This window comes from Kineococcus halophytocola (genome assembly GCF_041276425.1).
Taxonomy (GTDB): Bacteria; Actinomycetota; Actinomycetes; order Actinomycetales; family Kineococcaceae; genus Kineococcus; species Kineococcus halophytocola.
This window is the reverse complement of sequence record NZ_JBGFTU010000010.1, coordinates 78,657-96,191: the sequence shown is the minus strand read 5'-3', so window position 1 is coordinate 96,191 and position 17,535 is coordinate 78,657. Positions and strand designations below refer to the sequence as shown.

At 74.9% G+C, this 17,535-nt stretch carries 19 protein-coding genes and 1 riboswitch; of the genes, 2 read left to right on the top strand and 17 right to left on the bottom strand.

Translation table 11 applies throughout. The annotated features are described in order from the left end of the window. Positions 1 to 3: 3 nt before the first annotated feature. A riboswitch (glycine riboswitch) is annotated at positions 4 to 100 on the bottom strand. A gap of 75 nt (positions 101 to 175) precedes the next feature. Continuing rightward, positions 176 to 958, top strand: coding sequence for a ParA family protein (locus AB2L27_RS10495; protein WP_370441415.1), 783 nt, complete (start codon positions 176 to 178; stop codon positions 956 to 958). 52 nt (positions 959 to 1,010) lie between these two features. Beyond that, complete coding sequence (locus AB2L27_RS10490; protein ID WP_370441414.1) at positions 1,011 to 1,772, top strand: SMI1/KNR4 family protein; 762 nt, start codon at positions 1,011 to 1,013, stop codon at positions 1,770 to 1,772. Positions 1,773 to 1,914: 142 nt separating this feature from the next. Here the strand turns inward: AB2L27_RS10490 and AB2L27_RS10485 are convergent, their stop codons facing one another. The 17 genes from AB2L27_RS10485 to AB2L27_RS10405 form a co-directional block, all read right to left on the bottom strand. Next, positions 1,915 to 2,598: a MerR family transcriptional regulator gene (locus AB2L27_RS10485; protein ID WP_370441413.1), complete on the bottom strand. Its 684-nt coding sequence runs from the start codon at positions 2,596 to 2,598 to the stop codon at positions 1,915 to 1,917. Between the two features lie 93 nt (positions 2,599 to 2,691). After that, the gene (locus tag AB2L27_RS10480; RefSeq protein WP_370441412.1) at positions 2,692 to 3,171 is read right to left on the bottom strand and encodes a bifunctional nuclease family protein; all 480 of its coding nucleotides are present in this window, start codon (positions 3,169 to 3,171) and stop codon (positions 2,692 to 2,694) included. Positions 3,172 to 3,239: 68 nt separating this feature from the next. Next, the gene (gene ftsR / locus AB2L27_RS10475) at positions 3,240 to 3,923 is read right to left on the bottom strand and encodes a transcriptional regulator FtsR (RefSeq protein WP_370441477.1); all 684 of its coding nucleotides are present in this window, start codon (positions 3,921 to 3,923) and stop codon (positions 3,240 to 3,242) included. 41 nt (positions 3,924 to 3,964) lie between these two features. Continuing rightward, positions 3,965 to 4,480, bottom strand: a complete 516-nt coding sequence (locus tag AB2L27_RS10470) for an FHA domain-containing protein (protein WP_370441411.1) — start codon at positions 4,478 to 4,480, stop codon at positions 3,965 to 3,967. Between the two features lie 192 nt (positions 4,481 to 4,672). Continuing rightward, positions 4,673 to 5,056, bottom strand: coding sequence for a glycine cleavage system protein GcvH (gene gcvH / locus AB2L27_RS10465; protein WP_370441410.1), 384 nt, complete (start codon positions 5,054 to 5,056; stop codon positions 4,673 to 4,675). A gap of 40 nt (positions 5,057 to 5,096) precedes the next feature. After that, positions 5,097 to 5,867 carry a DUF881 domain-containing protein gene (locus AB2L27_RS10460; protein ID WP_370441409.1) on the bottom strand — a complete coding sequence of 257 codons (771 nt, stop codon included), beginning with the start codon at positions 5,865 to 5,867 and terminating at the stop codon, positions 5,097 to 5,099. After that, positions 5,867 to 6,199, bottom strand: a complete 333-nt coding sequence (locus AB2L27_RS10455) for a small basic family protein (RefSeq protein WP_370441408.1) — start codon at positions 6,197 to 6,199, stop codon at positions 5,867 to 5,869. The genes AB2L27_RS10460 and AB2L27_RS10455 overlap by 1 nt, the downstream gene beginning before the upstream one ends. 11 nt (positions 6,200 to 6,210) lie before the next feature. Beyond that, on the bottom strand, positions 6,211 to 7,095 hold the full coding sequence (locus tag AB2L27_RS10450; RefSeq protein WP_370441407.1) for a DUF881 domain-containing protein: 885 nt from the start codon (positions 7,093 to 7,095) through the stop codon (positions 6,211 to 6,213). Further along, positions 7,092 to 7,676, bottom strand: coding sequence for a CDP-alcohol phosphatidyltransferase family protein (locus AB2L27_RS10445; RefSeq protein ID WP_370441406.1), 585 nt, complete (start codon positions 7,674 to 7,676; stop codon positions 7,092 to 7,094). Before AB2L27_RS10445 ends, AB2L27_RS10450 begins: the two co-directional genes overlap by 4 nt. A 58-nt stretch (positions 7,677 to 7,734) precedes the next feature. Next, positions 7,735 to 8,091 (bottom strand): hypothetical protein, encoded by a 357-nt coding sequence (locus AB2L27_RS10440; RefSeq protein WP_370441405.1) that lies wholly within the window; start codon positions 8,089 to 8,091, stop codon positions 7,735 to 7,737. A 2-nt stretch (positions 8,092 to 8,093) separates the two neighbouring features. Then, the gene (locus AB2L27_RS10435) at positions 8,094 to 8,513 is read right to left on the bottom strand and encodes an Hsp20/alpha crystallin family protein (RefSeq protein ID WP_370441404.1); all 420 of its coding nucleotides are present in this window, start codon (positions 8,511 to 8,513) and stop codon (positions 8,094 to 8,096) included. Positions 8,514 to 8,620: 107 nt separating this feature from the next. Further along, complete coding sequence (gene hrpA / locus AB2L27_RS10430; protein ID WP_370441403.1) at positions 8,621 to 12,835, bottom strand: ATP-dependent RNA helicase HrpA; 4,215 nt, start codon at positions 12,833 to 12,835, stop codon at positions 8,621 to 8,623. A 12-nt stretch (positions 12,836 to 12,847) separates the two neighbouring features. Beyond that, positions 12,848 to 13,513, bottom strand: coding sequence for a cysteine hydrolase family protein (locus AB2L27_RS10425; protein WP_370441402.1), 666 nt, complete (start codon positions 13,511 to 13,513; stop codon positions 12,848 to 12,850). Next, positions 13,510 to 14,574: an LLM class flavin-dependent oxidoreductase gene (locus AB2L27_RS10420; protein ID WP_370441401.1), complete on the bottom strand. Its 1,065-nt coding sequence runs from the start codon at positions 14,572 to 14,574 to the stop codon at positions 13,510 to 13,512. The genes AB2L27_RS10425 and AB2L27_RS10420 overlap by 4 nt, the downstream gene beginning before the upstream one ends. Further along, positions 14,571 to 15,665 carry an ABC transporter substrate-binding protein gene (locus AB2L27_RS10415; RefSeq protein WP_370441400.1) on the bottom strand — a complete coding sequence of 365 codons (1,095 nt, stop codon included), beginning with the start codon at positions 15,663 to 15,665 and terminating at the stop codon, positions 14,571 to 14,573. The genes AB2L27_RS10420 and AB2L27_RS10415 overlap by 4 nt, the downstream gene beginning before the upstream one ends. Positions 15,666 to 15,727: 62 nt before the next feature. Then, entirely contained in the window at positions 15,728 to 16,501 is a 774-nt protein-coding gene (locus AB2L27_RS10410; RefSeq protein WP_370441399.1) for an ABC transporter permease, read from the bottom strand. Beyond that, positions 16,498 to 17,370 (bottom strand): ABC transporter ATP-binding protein, encoded by an 873-nt coding sequence (locus AB2L27_RS10405; RefSeq protein ID WP_370441398.1) that lies wholly within the window; start codon positions 17,368 to 17,370, stop codon positions 16,498 to 16,500. Before AB2L27_RS10405 ends, AB2L27_RS10410 begins: the two co-directional genes overlap by 4 nt. Between the last annotated feature and the right edge of the window lie 165 nt (positions 17,371 to 17,535).

Genomic DNA, 17,535 nt, shown 5'->3' with positions numbered 1-17,535 from the left:
GGCCTGCCCCACGTGGTCCTTCCGCCTGAGAGGTTCCGGGGATGTTGCCCCTTCGGCGCCCCGTCCCGGAACGGGTCGGAGTCTCTCCCTCGCGGGGTGAACGGCCGGGCCCCACTCTACGGGGTCCACCGCACCGGCTCCCCCGCACCGGACCCTCGGCGCTAGGTTGTGCCCCGTGATCACCCTCGCCGTCTGCAGTGCCAAGGGCGGTGTCGGCAAGACCTCGGTGGTGCTGGGCCTCGCCTCGGCCGCGCTGGCCCGCGGGACCAGCACCCTCGTCGTCGACCTCGACCCGCAGGCCGACGCGACGTCGGGTCTGGACGTGACGGCCCAGCGCGCGCACGACGCCGCCGCCGTCCTGGCCTCGCCCAAGCGCCGCGTCGCCGAGGACGCCGTCGCCCCCAGCGGCTGGGTGGACGACCACCCCGGTCTGCTCGACGTCGTCAGCGGCTCGGCGGCCTCGGCGCGGCGGGACAGCCCCGACGCCGACGAGGAGGAGCTCAAGGCGCTGCGGCGGGCCCTGCGCAAGCTCGACGACCACGACCTCGCCCTCCTGGACACGCCCCCCTCCCTCAACGGCCTCACGCGCTCGGCCTGGCGCGCCGCGGACGCGGTCCTCGTCGTCTCCGACGCCAGCCGGTTCTCGGTCGCCGCCGTGGACCGCACGCTGCGCGAGGTGCGCTCGCTGCGCTCGGCCCCGCGGGTCGTGGGCGTGGTCGTCAACCGGTTCACCCAGCGCTCGGGCGAGCAGCGCTTCCGCCTGGAGGAACTGCGCGGCCTCTTCGGGGACCTGGTGCTGGACCCCCTGCCCGACCGCGTGGCGGTCCCCCAGTCCCAGGGCTCCGGCACCCCCCTGCACGCGCTGCGGACGCGCACCGCCAGGACCCTCGCGGCGCAGTTCGACACGCTGCTGGACCGGGTGCTGACCGGAGCGGGGGGAACCTCCCCGGCCCCCTGACCGTCACGAGGTGCAGGAAGATCGCGCTACGTCTACCGTTGCCAGACGGGTCGTGCGCACACTCGTCCTGTGGGTGCCGCCCCCGCTCTCCCCGCGCCCCGCGCGGGTCCAAGGAGGTCTCGTGACGTCGTCCAACACCCCGCTGACCGGCTCGCCCCGCGCGGAGGTCCCCGCCCGCGTCGTCCGGCCCGCCCGGGCCACCACGCCCACGTCGGCTCCGGCCCGGCGCCCGCTGGCCGTGGACCCCGAGGCCGACCGCGTCGTCGGCCTGGTCCAGCGGCTGCGCGCGCACTGGACGCGCTCCGGTGCCGACATCGCGACCCGGCTGCGCCCGGGGGTCGAGGACGCCCAGCTCGACGCCGTCGAGCGCCAGACGGGGCTGCTCATCCCCCGCGCCGTCCGCGCCTGGTGGCGGGCCGTGGACGGGGTCGACCCCGTGCGCACGACGTTCCGCACCAGCGCCCCCACCGTCGGCCCCGGCGGGTGGGTCCCGCTGCGGCTGGAGGACGCCGTGGCCCGCGCCACGGGGCAGGGACCCGGTCTGGCCGCGCCGCCGGCCCTGCTGCCGGTGTTCGCCCGCGACGAGGAACTCATCGCCGTCCGCCTCGGCTCCAGCCGCGCGGTCGTGGAGCAGCTCGTCCTGGCCGACGACGGCGAGAGCTACCAGCACGCCTGGCGGACCGGGTTCGAGGACCTGCTGAGCACGTGGGCGGACTCGCTGCTGGCCGCGGTCATCTGGCTGCCGGACGCGCACGACTGGGTGACGGACCCCTTCGCGCTGCAGGCGCTGCCGCACGCCGAGCTGCTGGACTGAGGACACCGCGGTCCCACCGCGGTCCCCCGTGTCCTTCACCGTCCGTCACCCGGCGGGTGGCGCGCAGGGGGTCCTCGTCCGGCGCTGGGCGAGGAGGTCTCCCGGACGGGGAGGCAGTGACGCGGGGTGAGGAGCGGGGAGGTCAGCCGGCTTCGCGCGCGGCGCGGCGGCGGGACAGCTCGTCGGCCAGGACCGTGCCGGGACCGGTGGACCCCGTGGACTCGGTGGTCTCGGGCTGCTCGCGCTCGGCGGGGCGTTCACTGGGCAGGGACGCCAGCTCCCCCTCGACCTCGCGCCAGACGCGGCCGACGGCGATGCCGAAGACGCCCTGCCCGCCCTGGACGAGATCTATCACCTCGTCCGCCGAGGTGCACTCGTAGACGCTGGCACCGTCGGACATGAGCGTGATCTGGGCGAGGTCGTCGACGCCGCGCTCGCGCAGGTGGGTCACGGCGGTGCGGATCTGGTGCAACGAGACCCCGGTGTCCAGCAGCCGCTTGACGACCTTGAGGACGAGGATGTCGCGGAAGCCGTAGAGGCGCTGGGACCCCGAGCCGGACGCGCTACGGACCCCGGGTTCGACCAGGCCGGTGCGGGCCCAGTAGTCCAGCTGCCGGTAGGTGATGCCGGCCGCCTTGCAGGCCGTCTGGCCGCGGTAGCCGACCTCCTCGTCGAGGTCGGGCAGGTCCTCGGCGAAGAGCAAGCCCTGTGCACGTGCGGGTCGGGACACCTTCCGCGACGACCCCGCGACTGTGTCGCCACTGCTCACGCCGGCCTCCTCGTCATCGCCACCCGGTCGAGGGTTCGTCCGGGAGCGTCCTTCCATAAGACCGTAGAAGAGCACTCGCGGAGCGTCAACGAGGCGCGCGGCGCGGCGCGTCCCGTGACCCTTCCGTGACCACGGCCGCCGCGTGGACCGTCAACGCTCCCCCGACCCGGACTCGAAGTCCTCGGGGGTGATGTGGTCGAGGAACTCACGGAACTTCTCCACCTCGTCCTCGTCCTCGTCGGGAACGGGCACCCCACCGGAGTCCAGGACCCCGTCGGCCCCGACGATGGGGCAGCCCACGCGCAGCGCCAGCGCGATGGCGTCGGAGGTCCGCGCGCTGACGGTGAGCCCGCCGTCGAAGGCCAGCTCGGCGTAGTAGACGTTGTCCTTGACGTCGACGATCCGAACCTCCTCGACCCGGCGGCCGACGGCCTCGATGACGTCCTTGAGCAGGTCGTGCGTCAACGGCCGCGGGGGGACGACCCCCTGCTGGGCGAAGGCGATCGCGCTGGCCTCGGGGGCACCGATCCAGATCGGCAGGTACCGGTCACCGTCGCGTTCGCGCAGCAGGACGATCGGGTTGTTGGAGGGCATCTCCACCCGGACACCGACGACATCGAGCGCTCGCACCCGTTCACCGTACCCCTCGACCCCGCTGGGCACCGCTGGGCACCGTCGTGGTGCCCGACGGGACGGGCTCAGCGCACCGTGCGCCCGAGCGCGCCGGCGACCAGGGCCGTGTGCAGCCGCAGGCAGGCGGCGGCGACCTCGCGCGCGACCTCGTCGCGCTGCCCCGTGCGCTGCAGCGGCGCGGCCACCTGCTCGGCCAGCGCGACCTCGCGGTCGGCCGCCGTGCGGAACATCCGCAGGTGCCGGGCCTCGATGCCGTGCGCGGCCAGGGCCGAGGCGGCGCGCAGCACCTCCAGGGCCTCACCGTCGTACCAGGGGCCGCCCGGGGCCGGGGACAGGACGCCGAACCCCTCCAGCGCGTCGAGCAGCTCGGGTTCGACCCCGGACTCGCGCAGCAGCTCGCCGCGCGTGAGCCGCAGACCGGCGGCGCGGCCGTCGAAGCGCTCGACCCCGGCCGTGGCGGGCGGTTCGGTGCCCGGCACCCGCGGGGAGAGGTCGGCCGGGTCGGGGATCTCCAGACCGCGGTCCACGGCCTCGAGGTGCTCGCGGATCACCTTCAGCGGCAGGTAGTGGTCGCGCTGGGCCGACAGGACGTAGCGCAGCCGGTCGACGTCGTCGGAGGAGAACTTCCGGTAGCCCGAGGGGGTGCGTCCCGGCTCGACCAGGCCCTGCTCCTCCAGGAAGCGGATCTTGGAGATCGTCAGGTCGGAGAAGTCCGGCGACAGGATCGCCATGACCTCCCCGATGGTCATCCGGGGCTGGCTCGGGTCGAGCGGGCGGGCTCCCGCTGCGCTCACGGCCGCACCCGCGGGCTCGGGTGGAACTCCAGCCGGTACTTGCCGATCTGGACCTCGTCACCGGCGCTCAGCAGGACGTCGTCGATTCGCTCGCGGTTGACGTAGGTGCCGTTGAGGCTGCCGACGTCGCGCACGCGGAAGCCCGGGCCGGTGACCGGGTCCGGGGCGCGCAGGAACTCGGCGTGCCGGCGCGAGACCGTGACGTCGTCGAGGAAGATGTCGCTCGTCTGGTGCCGGCCGGCGGAGGTGCGCTCGGCGTCGAGCAGGAACCGCGACCCGGCGTTGGGGCCCCGGCGCACCACGAGCAGCGCGGACCCGGCGGGCAGCGCCTCGATCGCCTCGGTGTCCTCGCCCGTCAGCCCGCGGTCGGCGCTCTCGTGCACCTCGGGGACGGCCAGCCCGGCGAAGGACATCGTGGAGTCCACGGGTCGTTCCTGACCCGGCCCCCCGGGGGGCGCCCCCTCCTCCGGACCCGTCGGCCCGTTGGTCGACTCAGAGCCCGGCGCGGACATCGACACCACCTCTCGCTGGCAGAGCACGCGACCACCGACGGCAGGCGGACGGTCACGCTCGGATCTTCGGGCACCACACTAGCCGGGACCGACCCCGCAGGTCAGCCCGCGTCCCGCACGTTCCGCCGGGCGGCGGACGACGTGCGGGGGAACGCGTGGGAGGACGCGTGGGAGGACGCGTGGGAGACGGGCTCAGCCCGCGTGGGCGGTGTACGCCTCGGCGTCGAGCAGCGCCTCGACCTCGGAGGGGTCGCCGGGGGTGATGGTGAACATCCACCCCTCCCCGTACGGGTCGGTGTTCACCAGGTCCGGGCGGGTCTCCAGGCCGGGGTTGTGGCCGGTGACGGTGCCCGAGACGGGAGCGGTGATCTCGCTGACGCTCTTGGTCGACTCGACCTCCCCGATCGCGCCGCCGGCGCTGACCTGCTCCCCCTCGGCGGGCAGGGACACGTACACGACGTCCCCGAGCTGGTCCTGGGCGTGGTCGGTGATCCCGACGCGGACGGAGCCGTCGGCCTCCACGCGCACCCACTCGTGCTCGCTGGTGTAGCGCAGGTCGGCGGGGACGTTCGACATGGGACGCGGGACTCCTCACGAGACGGGGTGCGTCCGCGGGTCACTGCTGCGGCGACGCCGGGCGAGCGTACTGAGGCGCCGAGACGGCGTGCAAGGCGGTCACCGACACGCCGTCCGGTCCCGGCCGCCGCTGGACGTCGAGGTCGGCGCCGGCCGAGCGCAGCGTCTCGCGCACCCCGCCGGGGATGTCGAGCGCGGTGGCCAGCGTGGCGGGGTCGCCGATCACCGTCACCACGTACGGGGACCGTTCGAGGCGGCCGTCGACGAGGACGCCGCCGGTGCCGTCGGCGAAGGCGGTCTGGGCCACGACGCGGGTCTGCCCGATCTGGATCCCCTCGGCCCCGGAGTCGCGCAGCTCCTGCACGAGCTGGATGAGGTTGGTCGCCCGCAGCGCGGTCCCGGGGTCGGTGACGGTCGCCACGACGCCCGGTCCGTGGGCCGGCAGGGTGCCGGCGAGGACGCCGTACTCCCGGGCCCGGGCGGCGGCGGCCTCCTCGGCGGCGGCCGACCGGTCCGAGCCCTCGGTCAGCTCCCGCCGGGTGGCCTGCAGGTCCTGCAGCTCCCCGGCCAGGCGCTCCCCGCGCTCGGTGGTGTCGTCCAGGATCCGCACGAGGTCGCTCTCGCGCAGGTCGGCCAGGTCCGAGGTGTCCGTCTGGCGCACCTGCACGACGACGCCGAACCCGAGGGCGGCGCACAGCACCCCGGCCAGGACCTGGCCGCGGGTGGCCCGGGGGGAGGCGGCCCGCCGGAGCCGGCGCCAGGGGCCGGGGCGCGGGTCCGGGTCCGGGTCCGTGCTGGAGCTGGCGCCCATCAGGCGTTGAACAGGTGGCGGCGGATGGCGGCGGCGTTGGAGAAGATGCGCACGCCGAGGACGACGACGACCCCCGTCGAGAGCTGGGATCCGACCCCGAGCTGGTCGCCGAGGTAGACGATGAGCGCCGCGACCACCGCGTTGGACAGGAACGAGACGACGAACACCTTGTCGTCGAAGATGCCGTCCAGGACCGCGCGCAGACCCCCGAAGACGGCGTCGAGAGCGGCCACGACCGCGATGGGCAGGTAGGGCTGCAGGGCCAGCGGCACCTCCGGCTGCAGGAGCACCCCGGCGAGGACACCCACCACGAGTCCGACGGCTGCGATCACGGGGCCGAACCCTACTGGCCCGCCGCGCCGGCCCGGGCGAAGCGCAGGTCCAGGCGCGCGGCGGGCAGGTCGAGCCGGTCGGCGGGGGCGACCTCGGCGCGCAGGCCGTAGTTGTCGCGCAGCACCTGCAGGTACCGGCCGGCCACGGAGGTGGCGAAGGCCGTCTGCATCGCCGCCGGGTCCCCGACGGCGGAGACGGTGTACGGCGGGGTGAGGGGCCGGTAGTCGACGAGGACCGCCTCCCCGGCGGCCCGGATGGACGACAGCGCCCCCAGCCGCTGACCGTTGACGGCGACGGCCTCGGCCCCGGCGGCCCACAGGCCGTTGACGACGAGCTGGACGTCGCGGTCGACGACCCGGCCCGAGGTCGGGCCGGGGGCCGGGGCCCCCGCGGGGGTCGCGGCGTCGTCGAGGACGACGGACAACCCCGGCCCGGTGACGGCGGTCGCGGCGGCCGCGACCTGCAGCCCGGAGGCGCGGGCGTCGGCCGAGGCGGCCGGGGCACCGCCGAGGGAGGCGGCCAGCCGGGCGTTGCCGGCCCGCAGCTCGCTCACGCGGGCGGCCAGCTCGTCGGCGCGGGCGGTCCCGTCCTGGACCCGCTGGGCGAGCTGGGTCCGGCCCCGGTCGGCGGCGGGTGCGCCCGCCGCCGCGCGGACCCCGGCGACGGCCAGGAGGGCTCCGACGACGAGGAGGGCGAGGACGGTCGCGGTCCTGGCCGCGCGGGTCGGGGGGAGTCCGGTCCGCGCGCGACGGCGGGCGGCCGCGGCGTACCCGGGGTCCAGGGGCCGCTCCATGACCTCGGTCAACAGGCGCGTGCTGGCCGCCGGGTCGCGGTGCGGGTCGACCGGGCGCGGCGCCGGGTGCAGGGCCCGGCGCAGCCGGCGCACGGGGCTCACCGGTGCTCGGCCCGCCACAGCTGCCCGACCTGCTGGACGTAGAGGATCCCGGCCCACCAGTACAACCCGGTCCCCCACAGGGCGAACGCCCAGCCGAGGGCCCCGGCGGGCAGCGCCAGCGTCGTGGAGACCTCCCCGAGCAGCAGCAGGGGGAAGGCGTAGAGCAGGCAGAACGTGCCGGCCTTGCCCAGGAAGTGGACCGGCAGGGCGCTGTGCCCCAGGCGCGCCAGGACGGGCAGGGTCGCGATCATCGTGAGGTCGCGCGCGATGAGGACGACGACGAGCCACCACGGCACCAACCCGCGGTAGGCCAGCCCCAGGAGCGTGGTGAGGATGTACAGGCGGTCGGCGAAGGGGTCCAGCACCTGCCCCAGGCGCGTGACCTGGTTCCAGCGCCGGGCCAGGTGGCCGTCGAGGTAGTCGCTGGCCCCGCTGAGGGCCAGGACCAGCAGCGCCCACCCGTCCTGGCGCTGGACGATGAGGACCGCGAAGACGGGCACGAGCACGAGCCGCAGGAAGCTCAACGCGTTGGGGACCGTCAGGACGCGGTTGCTGACGACCTGACCCTGCGCCGTCGCCACCCTCGACCCCGTCCCTCGATCTGCCACCGCTCCCGGTCCCCGCCCGGGGACCTGCAGCCTACGGCCCCGGGCACCGGGGCGGCCGACCGGCGCACCGCCGGCCGGCCCGGCCCGGTGCCGGCCCCGTGCCGGCCCCGTCGGCGGGGCCGGCCGGCCCGCACGGGTGCGGGGGCGAGCGCTCCCGGCCGGCGGGGCGCCGGACCACCTCCGGCCACCGGCCCGGCGGGGTCCGGTGGTGGGGACGGACGAACCGGACCCCGTCCCCGTCCTCGTCGTCGTGGCGGCGCGTCACCGTGCCGGTCGGCACGTCGAACCCGGCGACGAGGGACCAGAACTCCGCGTCCCAGTCCCTCGTCGCGTCCGGGTCCACGTCCGGGACCTGCGCGGTGACCGCCGCGAGGACGGCCCCCGCCACGGTCAGGTCCCGATCGCCTGCTGCGCGTCGGCGGTCTCCACCGCGATCCGGCGCGGTCTCGCCCGCTCCGCCACGGGGACGCGCACCGTCAGCACGCCACTGGCGTAGGTCGCGGAGATCTTCTCGGTGTCGAGGTTGTCGCCGAGGATGAGCTGGCGGCTGAACACCCCTCGTGGGCGTTCGGCGGCGATCATCTCCTCGGTGCCCTCGTGCACCGGACGGTGCGCCCGCACCGTCAGGACGTTCCGCTCGACGTCGAGCTCGGCGGTCGCGGGGTCCACGCCTGGGAGGTCGAACTCCACGACGAACTCCTCGCCCGCCCGCCACGCGTCCATCGCCATGACGGCCGGTCGGGCCGTCGTCCCGAGGACCTGCTGCGTGAGCCGGTCGAGTTCCCGGAAGGGATCAGTGCGCATCAACATGGCCACCACCTCCAGTGCGAGAGAAGGAGATGCGCTACCAACCGAGCACCGGGCCGGGCCGGTGCCCTGACAATGATGTAGCACTCTCCTCGCGCGAGCGCAAGGGGTCAGGGGCGGGTCTGGGCGAGCTCGGCGAGGGCCTTGAGGACGCGCTCGTCGCTCACCGGGTGGGCCGTGGGAACCCCCGGCGCGAACTTCTGCAGGCGCAGTTCCTCCAGCGTCCAGCGCAGCCGCGCGAGCTCGGGCGGGACCGGTCCGCCCGAGCGTTCCCCGGCCCTGCGCACCGCGGTCCGCCACTGCTCGCGCACCCGGGTGAACTCGGCCATCCGCACCCGGTCGCGCTGGGGGTTGTCCGGCATGGTCGCGAGCCGGCGGTCGATGCCCTGCAGGTACCGCAGCAGGTCCGGCAGCCGCTCGAGGCCCGTCTGCGCGACGAACCCCGCGTGCACGAGGCCGGTGAACTGCTCGCGCACGTCGGCCAGCGAGGGCACCAGGGCCAGGCTGCTCGTGCGCGAGATGTTCCGCTCGACCGCGGCCGCCGTGCGCAGCACGCGCAGGGTCCGGTCCACGGTCGTGGCCGTGAGGTCGGTGGACCCGGGGCGCACGGCGGCCACGAGCGCCTCGAAGGCCGCCCGCGTCCGGACGTCGGCCCCCCCGTGCTCCTGCAGGAGGTGCGCCGCCGCGGCGTGCGCGGCGTCGGCCACGACGGCGTTCGCGTTCCCGTGCGGGGCACGGGCCAGCAGCAGCCTGGCGTCGTTGGCCAGACCGTCCTGCACGGCGCGGACCGGGGACGGCAGGGCCAGCAGCAGCAGCCGCAGGACCCCCTCGCGGTGGGCCGTGCGCGCCGCGGCCTCCGTCGGGAACGTCCGCAGCCCCACGGTCTCCCCCTCGTCCACCAGGGCGGGGAAGGAGGTGACGTCGGTGCCGCGGACCACGCTGGTGTGCGTGGCCGGGACCGGGTCGGGCAGGCCCGCCCACGACGTCGCGCCCGTGCGCTGGACGTCGTCGGCGGCCGCCGTCAGGGTCTCCTCCACCGTCGTCTCCAGCTGGGTCCGCAGGCGGGGGAAGTCCTTGCCGGCCGCGATGACCGACCCGTCCGCGCCGCGGACGCGGAACGTGGGCCGCAGGTGCGCGGGCACCCTGGACCAGTCGACGTCCTGCTCGTAGATCTCCGTGCCGTCCCCCAGGGCGGGCAGTTCCCGCTCGAAGGCGGCCCAGAACTCCTCGCGCCGGGGTTCGGCCCGTTCCAGGAACCGGCTCGCCTTGTCCGGTGCAGGGGCGAGGTTGCGGCGCAGCTCCTTGGGCAGCGAGCGGATCATCGCCGTCACCAGGTCGTGCCGGAAACCCGGCACCTGCCACAGCAGGTCGCGGTCGTCGAAGCGGTTGACGACCTCGACGGGGACCTCGACGGTCAGCCCGTCGGCGGCCGAGCCGGGGTCGAAGACGTACTCCAGCGCCAAGTCCAGGTCACCCTGGCGCCAGGTGCGGGGGAACTGCTCCTCGCTCACCGCGTCGTCCTCGGTGACGAGCATCGCCGGGTCGAACGTCAGCAGCTCGGGGTCCTCGCGCCGCGCCTGCTTCCACCAGGCGTCGAAGTGCCGGCCGGAGACGACGTCGGCGGGCACCCGCGCGTCGTAGAACGCGAACAGCACCTCGTCGTCGACGACGATGTCGCGCCGCCGCGCGCGGTGCTCCAGCTCCTCGGCCTCGGCGAGGAGTTCGCGGTTGCGGTGGAAGAACGCGTGCCGCGTCTCGAAGTCCCCCTCGACGAGGGCGTGCCGCAGGAACAGGTCCCGCGAGAGTTCGGGGTCGATCCCGCCGTAGGCGACGGTGCGGCCGGCCACGACCGGGACCCCGTAGAGCGTGACGCGCTCGGTCGCGACGACGGCCGCGCGCTTGCGCGACCACCGTGGTTCGGAGTACGTGCGCTTGACGACGTGCTCGGCCAGCGGCTCGATCCAGCGCGGGTCGATCCCGCCCACGACGCGCGCCCACAACCGGGACGTCTCGACGAGTTCGGCCGCCACGACCCAGTCGGGGTTCTTCCGCCCCAACGCCGACCCCGGGGACACCGCGAACTTCGCCCCGCGCGCACCCAGGTACTCGACCTGGGCGCGGCGCGGTTCACGGCGCCCGCCCCGGTCGCCGGTCCCGGACTTCTCCTCGCGGACGTCCTTGAGGCCGATGTTCCCGAGCAACCCCGCGAGCAGCGACCGGTGCACGGCGTCGGCGTCGTACCCGGGGTCGGGGAACACCTCCCCCTCGGCCAGTTCGGCGGGTTCGGCGCGCGGCACCTCGAACTGCAGGTCCCGCACGACCCGGCGCAGCTGCGAGAACGTGTCCTGCCACTCCCGGATGCGCAGGAAGTGCAGCATCTCGGCCTTCACCCGACGGCGGAACGCCGAGCTGGACAGGTCGGCCTGCAGGTGCTGCAGGTAGGACCACAGGTTGAGGTAGGTGAGGAAGTCGGACGTGTCGTTGCGGAACCGGGCGTGCAGCTGCGCCGCGCGCTCGCGCTGCTCCAGCGGGCGTTCGCGCGGGTCCTGCACCGACAACGCCGCGACGACGACCAGGACGTCGCGCAGGCAGCCGTTGCGCTGACCCTCCAGCACCATCCGGCCCAGTCGGGGGTCGATGGGCAGCCGGGCCAGGTCCCGGCCCGTGCGCGTCAGCCGGGGCACCCCGCGGTCGGTGGGCCGGGGGGTCTCCAGCGCCCCGAGCTCGGCCAGCAGGGCCAGGCCGTCGGCCACGGCGCGCGCCTCGGGGGGTTCGACGAACGGGAACCGGGCGATGTCCCCCAGCCCCAGGGACGTCATCTGCAGGATGACGGCGGCGAGGTTGGTGCGCAGGATCTCCGGGTCGGTGAACTCCGGGCGGGACTCGTAGTCGGCCTGGGAGTACAGCCGGATGCAGATGCCGTCCGCGACGCGCCCGCAGCGGCCGGCGCGCTGGTTGGCCGAGGCCTGCGAGATGCGTTCCACCGGCAGGCGCTGGACCTTCGTGCGGTGGCTGTACCGGGAGATGCGCGCGGTCCCGGCGTCGACGACGTAGCGGATCCCGGGGACGGTCAGGGACGTCTCGGCCACGTTGGTGGCCAGCACGATCCGCCGGTTGCCGGTCGTGCGGAACACCCGGTGCTGCTCCTCGGCCGACAACCGCGCGAACAGCGGCAGGATCTCCGTGCCGCGCAGTTCCCGGGTCTTCACCAGGTCGGCGAGGGCGTCGGCGGTGTCGCGGATCTCCCGTTCCCCGGGCAGGAACACGAGGACGTCCCCGGGACCCTCGGCCGCCAGTTCCCGGACGGCGTCGAGGATGCCCTCGGTCTGGTCGCGGTCGTCGCCGACGAGGGCGGTCAGGTCGTCCCGGTCGTCCAGGGAGTCCCCGCCCTCGTCCTCGCCGCCGAGGTCGCCCAGGAGTTCCTCGGCGAGTTCGGCGGCCAGCAGCGGCCGGTACCGCACCTCCACCGGGTAGGTGCGCCCGGAGACCTCCAGCACCGGCGCGCCGCCGAAGTGCCGGGAGAACCGCTGCGGGTCGATGGTCGCCGACGTGATGACGAGCTTGAGGTCGGGCCGGCGCGGCAGGAGCTGGGCCAGGTACCCCAGGAGGAAGTCGATGGTCAGGCTGCGCTCGTGCGCCTCGTCGACGATGAGGGTGTCGTACTGCAGGAGCTCGGGGTCGCGCTGGATCTCGGCCAGCAGGATCCCGTCGGTCATCACCTTGACGAGGCTGTCCTCCCCGACGGTGTCGGTGAACCGCACCGCGTACCCGACGGTGCCGCCGAGCTCGGTGCGCAGCTCCTCCGCGACGCGCTCGGCGACGGCCCGGGCGGCGATGCGCCGGGGCTGGGTGTGCCCGATCCGCCCCCGCACGCCCCGGCCGACCTCCAGGGCGATCTTCGGCAGCTGGGTCGTCTTGCCCGACCCGGTCTCCCCCGCCACCACGATGACCTGGTGCTCGGCCAGGGCCCGGGCGATGTCGTCCTTGGCCTGGCTGACGGGCAGCTGCTCGGGGTACTCCAGGGACGGCACCGACGCCGCCCGCCGCGCGGTGCGGGCCTCGGCGGCGCTCGTCAGCGCCTCCAGCTGGTCCAGGTCGGCCGCGAACGCCTCGACGGGGCGGCGGGCCAGGGCCGCCAGCCGGCGCCGCAGCCGGTCCTCGTCCCGCAGCGAGACGCCGGAGAGGCGTTCGGCCAGGGCCCGCGCCCGCGGGTCGTCGGGCAGGGCCCGGACCTCCGGGCCCGGGCGGCGGCCCCCGGGACGACCGGAGCGCCCCCGGGAGGAGGAGCGGGAGGAGCTGCGGGAACGCTGCGGGGTGCGCGACATGACCCGCCGAGTCTAGGTCCGCCCCGGACCGCTGCGCCCCCGGGATCCGGGCACCTCACCCACCAGGGCCCTCCACCGGGCCGTGTCGGCGACCACGGCCGTGTGCGCGGCCAGGACGCGCAGCGCCGCCTCGTGGGTGGCGGCGTCCTCGGCGGTCGTCGCGTCCCCGAGCACCACGACCCGCAGCCCGGCGCTGAACGCGCCGCCCGCGGTGGCCAGCACGCAGCAGTCGCTCGTCAGGCCCGCGAGCGCCACCCAGGACAGGTGCCGCGTCCGCTCGGCCAGGGACGTCCCCGCGAAGGCGTCGTAGGTGCGCTTGTCGACGACGAGCTCGCCGCCCGCGGGGGCCGCGCCGTACCACTCGATGCCGGGCGTGCCCTCGACGCACGGCTCCCACGGCGTCGGCCAGTCCTCCTGCGGGCCCAGGCCGCGGAACCAGTTCGACGCGGGCCAGGGGTCGTCGGGCCGGACGCGCAGGCGGCACCACACGACGGGGACGCCGGCCCCGCGGGCGACCTCGACGGCCTCGGCGGTGCGGGCGACGGCCGCCGCGGTGCGCTCGCGGGCGTCGGCGTCGAGGTGGGTGAGCAGCCGGGGGTCGGCGAAGGACCGTTGCAGGTCGACGACGAGCAGCGCCCCCGGCAGCCCGGCCAGCGCCACCAACCGGGGGTCGGTCACGTCTGGGCCCGCAGCCGGGGCAGGACGAGCTCGCCGAAGACGGGCAGGTCGCGCAGGTAGTCGGGGAAGACGAGCATGACCCCGTCCAGGCCGGTCTGCCCGACCAGTTCGAGGACCTGCTCGGTGACGCTGTCCGGGCCGCCGACGACCACGGCCGTCTGGAACGCCTCGTGGGCCTCGTCGCCGGCCGTCATCGACATCGCCCGTTCCAGCGGCAGCCCCCAGGACAGCTTCATCGCGGTGATGGCCTCGCGGTCGTACCCGCGGCCGTACTCGGCGAACGCGGCGCGGGCCGCGGCGTCGGTCTCCTCCAGGACGACGGTGAGCATCGCGTAGGTGCGGATGCTGCGGCCCTGCCCCGCGGCCAGCGCCTTGACCTCGTCGTTGGCGCGCCGCAGGCCGGGCAGGTCCGGGGCGGTGAGGAAGGACCCGTCGCAGTGCGCGGCCTGGAACCGCAGCCCGGCCGGGGAGGTGCCCGCGGCGATGAGGGTCGGGCGGCGGGCCGGGTGCGGGCGGGACCGGCAGTCGTCGAGGGTGAAGAACTCCCCGTGGTGGGTGACGGAGTCCTCGGTCCACAACCGGTCGACGAGGCGCATCCACTCCTGCGTGTACCGGTAGCGGTCGTCGTGGGTGAAGTCCTCGCGCCACTGGCCCATCTGGGCGAACTCGTCCTCGTAGGCGCCCACGACGACGTTCATCCCGCACCGCCCGCCGGAGACCTGGTCCAGGGTGGCGAACATCTTGGCCACGAGCGCGGGGTGGAACAGGTTGGTGTGCACCGTGGCCCACACCTGCACGCGCTCGGTGGCCTCGGCCAGCGCGGCCGTCATGGTCATCGACTCCAGGGTCTGACCCCAGTGGTCGGTGCGGCCGCCGTACCCGCGCCACTTGGCCATGGACATGACGAAGTCCAGGCCGGTGCGCTCGGCGGCGAGCGCGGCCTGCCGGTTGTAGGCGTACGTCGCCTGCGGGTGCGGGGCGGTCTCGGACATGATCCAGCCACCGTTGCCGATGGGCAGGAACGTGCCGAACTCCTTGTGCGGCACCGGCCCCGCGCTCACGGGACCGGCCAGACCAGCTGACCCTCGGCGTAGAGGGAGGGCACGAGGTCCGGGACGAGGACCTGCGTCAGGTCCGGCACGGCGGGGATCTGCCCCATCTGCACCAGGAACTCCCCCTCGGTCCGGGCCGCGGTGTCGTCGACCTGCCCGAGCACCTGACCCGGCGGCAGCGAGGAGTCGACGAGCTTCGTCTCCGTCTGCCACACCTGGACGTTGTGCTCGGTGTCGTACCCCGCCCGGGCGAGCTCGGCGGCGTCGGCGACGCACTCCTCGGCGTGCTGCTCGCAGTGGTCGTAGGCGCGCAGCTGGGCGCGCAGGAAGTCCTCCACGGCGGTGGGGTGTTCGGCCAGGAACCGCGGGTTCACGATGGTCGTGGCCATGGAACCGGGCACCCCGTAGTCCTCGGGGTTCCACGTGGTGATCTGCTCCCCCGCGGCCGCCAGGGTGAGGGGTTCGTTGGACTTGTACCCCGTCAGGGACTGCACCTGGCCCCGGACGAGGACGTTCGGGTCGTACCCGACCTTGACCTGGGTGATCGTGGACAGGTCCACGCCGGCCGCCCGCAGCATCGCCTCGATCGTCACCGGCAGGGCCCCCTTGTGCCCCAGCGTCGTGCCCTCGAGCTGCCGCAGGTCGGTGACGTCGGGCTCGGTCATGAGCGTGGCCACCGGCACGTGCCCGAACACCGCGACGGCCTGCACGTCGACGCCGTTGGACACGTTGACCAGCACGTCGCCGTTGCCGGCGATGGAGGAGAGCTGGGCGGTGCCCGAGGCGACGAGCTGGGCGTTCTGGGCCGTCTGGCCCGTTCCGGGCTGGATCTCCACGTCGAGGCAGACGTCGTCGAAGTACCCCAGGGCCTGCGCGGCGACCGGGTCCAGGATGCTCGCCGAGGCCTGGTACTGGAACCCCGTGACGTAGGTGACCGTCCCCGCCGCCTCGTTCTGCGCGCAGCGCTCGGCGCTGACGGCCGAACCGCGGCTGCCGGTGGGGGTGGACCCGCCGGCGGGTCCCTGCTCCGAGCCGCTGCAGCCGGCCAGGAGCAGGGTGGCGGCCGCGCCGACGGCGAGGGCGGTGCGGGTGGTGTTCACGGCGGCTCCTGGAGTGGTCTTCTCGGGCTGGGTTCTCGGGCTGGGTCACCGGGCGGTGGGGGTCAGCGGTGCTGGGACTCGTGCCAGGCCAGGGCCCGGCGCTCGAACGTGGTCACCAGGAGCAGCATGAGCGATCCCATGAGGGCCAGGCACGCGATGGCGGCGAACACGCGGTCGAGCTGGGAGTTCGCGCTCGCGACGCTGATGAGCGTCCCCAGCCCCGACTGCGCCCCGGCGGCCGCGAACTCCGCGACGACGGCACCGACCAGCGACAGCGGGAACACCACGCGCAGCGCGGCGAACAGGTAGGGCAGGGCGCTGGGGAACCGCAGGCGGACGAGCACGTCGAGGCGGGAGGCGTCGACGGTCCGGAACACCTGCAGGACGTGCCGGTCGACCGAGCGCAACCCCGTCACGGTGTTCATGAGGACGGGGAAGAACGTGATGAGGCCGGTCACGAGGACCTTGGGGGTCAGGCCGAACCCGAAGGCGACGACCAGGGCGGGCGCGATGGCCACGACCGGGGTGACGTTCAGGACGACGGCCAGCGGCGTCACGGCCCGCCGGACCAGGCCGGACTCACCCACCACCACCGCCAGCAGGACGGCGCAGACCCCACCGGCCAGCAACCCCAGCAGCGCCTCCTGCAGCGTCGTCCACGCGTTCGCCAGGTAGAGGTCGGGCTGGTCCAGGAACTGCCGGCCGACGCTGGGCAGGGTCGGCAGCACGTACGGGTTGTCGCGCGCCACCCACGTCCACAGCAACCCCACGACCACGACCGCCAGCACCGTGGGCAGCCAGGTCCGGGGGTGCGCGACCCGGGCCAGCCGCCTCACGCCACCTCCCGGCCCGCGGCGCCGGGAGTTCGCAGGGGGGTTCCGGTCGGGGTTCCCGACACCGGGTCCCAGGCGGTCTCCAGCAGCGCCCGGACGCGGTGCTCGTGCTCGTGCATGGCGGCCGAGTCCAGCAGGCCGTGGTGGCGCGGGCGGTCCAGGCCGACGTCCACGACGCCCGCGACCCGCCCCGGCGCGGCGGCCATGACGACGACGGTGTCCGACAGCAGGACCGCCTCGGCGATGGAGTGGGTGACGAACACGACGGTGGTGCGCAGCTCCTGCCACACGTCGAGCAGCTGCAGCTGGGCGGACTCGCGGGTGAACTCGTCGAGGGCGGAGAACGGCTCGTCCATGAGCAGGACGTCCGGGGCCAGGGCGAAGGCGCGCGCCAGCGCGGTCCGCTGCTGCATCCCGCCCGAGAGCTGCCCGGGCCGGCGGGTCAGCACGTCGCCCAGGCCCAGCCGGGTCAGCAGGGCGACGGGGTCGGACGCCAGACCCCGCTGCGTCCGCTGGCGCCCCGCGGCGCGGTTCACCTTCTCCAGGACGCGCACGTTGCCGAGGACGTCGAGCCAGGGCAGCAGGGCCGGGACCTGCGGGACGAAGCCGAGCACCTTGGCGGCGCGGGCCTCGGCCGTGGTCCGTCCGCAGATCCGGACGTCACCGGCGTCGGGGGCCTCGAGCCCGGCGATGAGGCGCAGCAGGGTCGACTTCCCGCAGCCGGAGGGGCCGATGACGCTGACGAACCGCCCGCGCGGCACCTGCAGGTCGACGTGGGCGAGCGCCCGGACGGCGTCCGGGCCCGTGCCGTACGTCGTGCAGGCGTCGTTGACGGCCACGAACGGGCCCTCGGACGGCGGCGGGCTGGACATGCGGTGACCCTACTCAGCGGCCACCGTGGGAGCCGCGACACCCCGAGGGCCGAGCCCGTGCCCCGCCGAACCCGTGCCCCGCCGAGCCCGCGCCCCGCCGAACCCGCGCCCCGCCGTCCCCGGCCCCCAGGAGGAACCGTGCCCCCGACCCGGACCGCCCCGCCC

Bases quoted from the DNA above. Each gene is read 5' to 3' on its own strand.
- AB2L27_RS10485 (WP_370441413.1), bottom strand. From the start codon at position 2,598: ATGGAAGGACGCTCCCGGACGAACCCTCGACCGGGTGGCGATGACGAG.
- ftsR (WP_370441477.1), bottom strand. From the start codon at position 3,923: ATGACCATCGGGGAGGTCATGGCGATCCTGTCGCCGGACTTCTCCGAC.
- AB2L27_RS10470 (WP_370441411.1), bottom strand. From the start codon at position 4,480: ATGTCCGCGCCGGGCTCTGAGTCGACCAACGGGCCGACGGGTCCGGAG.
- gcvH (WP_370441410.1), bottom strand. From the start codon at position 5,056: ATGTCGAACGTCCCCGCCGACCTGCGCTACACCAGCGAGCACGAGTGG.
- AB2L27_RS10460 (WP_370441409.1), bottom strand. From the start codon at position 5,867: ATGGGCGCCAGCTCCAGCACGGACCCGGACCCGGACCCGCGCCCCGGC.
- AB2L27_RS10435 (WP_370441404.1), bottom strand. From the start codon at position 8,513: ATGTTGATGCGCACTGATCCCTTCCGGGAACTCGACCGGCTCACGCAG.
- hrpA (WP_370441403.1), bottom strand. From the start codon at position 12,835: ATGTCGCGCACCCCGCAGCGTTCCCGCAGCTCCTCCCGCTCCTCCTCC.
- AB2L27_RS10405 (WP_370441398.1), bottom strand. From the start codon at position 17,370: ATGTCCAGCCCGCCGCCGTCCGAGGGCCCGTTCGTGGCCGTCAACGAC.